The sequence below is a fragment of the Halomonas sp. genome (assembly GCF_014859505.1).
In the GTDB taxonomy this organism is placed as follows: Bacteria; Pseudomonadota; Gammaproteobacteria; order Pseudomonadales; family Halomonadaceae; genus Halomonas.
Genome location: NZ_JACUUD010000220.1, coordinates 1 through 2,847 on the forward strand (window position 1 = coordinate 1; position 2,847 = coordinate 2,847).

A 2,847-nucleotide genomic window follows, 5' to 3' on the forward strand; every position below is an offset into this window, starting at 1 on the left:
GAGCAGGTGGTGGCCGATGTCATCCAGTCCGCCTTCCAGAGTGCCGGCCAGCGCTGCTCGGCGCTGCGCGTGCTCTACCTCCAGGAGGACGTGGCCGACCGGGTCATCGAGATCCTCGACGGCGCCATGAACGAGCTGCGCGTGGCCGACCCTCGCGACCTGGGCACCGACGTCGGCCCGGTGATCGACGAGGACGCCCGCCGCGGGCTCTCCGCGCACATCGAGAAGCTCAAGGCCGAGGGGCGCCTGGTCGCCGAGACCCGCCTGGACCCGGCCCTGACCGGCGACGGCACCTTCATCGCCCCGGTGGCCTTCGAGATCGAGGGCATCGAAGCGCTGGAGAAGGAGCAGTTTGGCCCGATCCTGCACATCGTGCGTTACAGGGCCAGCGAGATCGATCGGGTGATCGAGTCGATCAACGGACGGGGTTATGGACTGACCTTCGGCGTGCATAGCCGCAATGAATCCTTCGCCGATGAAATAGCGCAGAAGATTCGCGTTGGCAATGTGTACGTCAACCGCAATATCATCGGCGCCGTCGTGGGCGTTCAGCCCTTCGGCGGCCAGGGCCTCTCCGGGACCGGACCCAAGGCCGGCGGGCCGCACTACCTGCTGCGCTTCGCCACGGAAAAGACGGTGACCGTCAATACCGCCGCCCTGGGCGGCAACGCGTCACTGCTTGCGCTGGGAGACGAGTGAGCTCCACTCGTCAGTAACGACAATAAAACTGAAGGAATACCCTGATGGTAGAAAGCAATGAATCCGTCACCTACAAACGCACCACCCACCTCTCCGACTGCATACACGGTGGATGCTCGCTGTGCCCAAAACATGAATAACAAACCGAATCAACAACAATAAAACAGTGCCACTACCGGATCATGCATGGTAGGCGCAACAACCGGTCGGAGCCATCTCCGCCCTGATGACACTGGAGAAGTTTTATGGCTATTGGTGTTTGGATAAGTCTTGTCGGCTATTTTTTGCTCATGATCGCCATCGGCGTTTATGCCATGCGCAAATCCACGTCGACATCCGAAGATTACATGCTGGGTGGACGAGCCCTCAGCCCACAAGTGGCGGCCCTGTCGGCCGGTGCGTCGGACATGAGCGGCTGGTTGCTGCTGGGTTTGCCCGGGGCAATGTTTGTCTCTGGTCTGGGTTCGGCCTGGATCGGTATCGGCCTGCTGGTGGGTGCTTTCTTCAACTGGACGCTGGTCGCTCCCCGCCTGCGCGAACAGACGGTTCATTATGGTAATGCGATCACCATTCCAGAGTTTCTGGCCAACCGATTCCCCACTCGTGCGATGTCGCTGAGAACGGTGTCGGCGATCGTGATTGTGATCTTCTTCGCGGTCTACACGGCGTCAGGCCTGGTGGCAGGCGGCAAGCTGTTCGAAAGCGCGTTTTCCGGCATCATCAACGTCGGTGGCCTGAGCGACTACGCTATGGGGATCATCATCACCCTGGGCGTGGTACTGATCTACACAGTTGTCGGCGGCTTCCTGGCCGTGAGCATGACGGACTTCGTGCAGGGCTGCATCATGATGCTGGCACTGGTGATCATGCCGGCAGTCGTGCTGTTCGGCGAAGGTGGCGGAGGTTATTCCCAGGCATCACAGACTCTGAATGAAGTCGATCCCACGCTACTGTCCTGGACGGCGGGACTGACTTTCGTGGGATGGCTGTCTGCGGTGACGTGGGGGCTTGGCTATTTCGGGCAGCCGCACATCATCGTGCGCTTCATGGCCATCCGGACGCTGAAGGATGTTCCTATTGCCCGTAATATCGGCATGGGGTGGATGCTAGTCTCCCTGATCGGTGCGATCTCTTTGGGTATATTCGGCCGAGCCTATGCGATCCGTAACGGCATGGATGTTCAGGATCCGGAAACGATCTTTATCATCCTGGCGGAGCTGCTGTTCCACCCGCTGATCACCGGTTTCCTCTACGCGGCACTGCTTGCTGCGATCATGAGCACCATTTCCAGCCAGCTTCTGGTGTCGTCTTCATCACTGACCGAGGACTTCTATCGCCTGTTCCTGCGCAAGGAGGCCAAGGACAAGGAGACCGTCGCCATAGGCCGGATTTGTGTCGTCCTGGTGGGCCTGGTGGCAGCCGTCATTGCCTCTGATGAGAACTCTCAGGTTCTGGGGCTGGTCAGTAACGCCTGGGCCGGCTTCGGTGCCGCCTTCGGCCCGCTGATCATCCTGTCGCTGATGTGGCCGCGCACCAACGGTAACGGCGCCATCGCGGGCATGGTAGTGGGTGCTGCCACCGTCATAATCTGGATTGCACTGGGCTGGAACGCAGAGTTCATGGGGGGGCCCGGCGTCTACGAGATCATCCCCGGCTTCATCGCCTCCATGCTGGCCATCGTCGTGGTGAGCAACGCCACCGCCGATTCGAGTGAGTATCAGCATATCGATCGCTAACAACCAGTAACTTAACGCCCTAGGCAAGGAAGGGGCTCCTTCAGGAGCCCTTTTTCATGTCCGTCGAGACACGGTCATCCTTAGCAACAAGACGCATTGAAATGACTCGGCGTCATCCTGGCCGATAGCGTCAGGTAGCAGAAAGCCGCCCCGAAGGGCGGCTTTCTGCATCACGGGATGGCAACCCTGGCAAGCCCTCAGGCAAGCAGGGCCCTGACCAAGACCAGCAGCGTGAACAGCGCCAGAGAGAGCTGGCTCCAGGGTGGCGACAGGGCCCGGCCAAACAAAGGGTGAGCAAGAGCAGGCGCCAACGGGCGCAGGAAGGCGGCACCCAGGGCCCAGATACCCAACAGGACGGCCGGCAAGCGCAGCGTGAAGGGCAGCCCCTGAATCAACCCCGGCTGCAGCAACA

3 protein-coding genes are annotated in these 2,847 nt (G+C 60.6%); 2 read left to right on the forward strand and 1 reads right to left on the reverse strand.

What is annotated here, in order from left to right:
• Together IBX53_RS15610 and putP are read left to right on the forward strand one after the other, a co-directional pair.
• A partial coding sequence (locus IBX53_RS15610) for an aldehyde dehydrogenase family protein (RefSeq protein WP_290911146.1) occupies window positions 1-699 on the forward strand: 699 nt, incomplete at its 5' end.
• 245 nt (window positions 700-944) lie between these two features.
• Window positions 945-2,435, forward strand: a complete 1,491-nt coding sequence (gene putP, locus IBX53_RS15615; RefSeq protein ID WP_290911149.1) for a sodium/proline symporter PutP — start codon at window positions 945-947, stop codon at window positions 2,433-2,435.
• Window positions 2,436-2,632: 197 nt separating this feature from the next.
• Here the strand turns inward: putP and IBX53_RS15620 are convergent.
• Window positions 2,633-2,847, reverse strand: a 215-nt coding sequence (locus IBX53_RS15620) for a hypothetical protein (RefSeq protein ID WP_290911152.1), incomplete at its 5' end; no start/stop codon positions are given.